Below are 263 nucleotides of genomic sequence, written 5' to 3' on the forward strand. Positions count from 1 at the left end.
CTGTTGTCCAGGCCTGAAGGCTTCATTATCTGGCTGACGACTCAGTCAAACGAACCCCCGGCCGGCATCTTCAGATCGAAGCTGAGCTATGCCCGTGGTGTCCGCGAGGGTCGGATCGAAGATCCGCGCTTCCTGCCGGTGATTTACGAATTTCCGCCCGAGATGATCGAGAGCGGGGAGGCCCGCCGACCTGAGAACTTCCACCTGGTGAACCCGAATATGGGGTACTCGGTGGACAGGCCAACACTCGAGCGCCTGTTTAT

The 263-nt window shown here is 58.9% G+C and carries 1 protein-coding gene; it reads left to right on the top strand.

Features of this window, described 5'->3' with window-relative positions:
- A partial coding sequence (locus KZZ04_RS19615) for a hypothetical protein (RefSeq protein WP_219423946.1) occupies positions 1-263 on the top strand: 263 nt, incomplete at both ends.

Source organism: Pseudoalteromonas sp. CR1 (assembly GCF_019392235.1).
Taxonomy (GTDB): domain Bacteria; phylum Pseudomonadota; class Gammaproteobacteria; order Enterobacterales; family Alteromonadaceae; genus Pseudoalteromonas.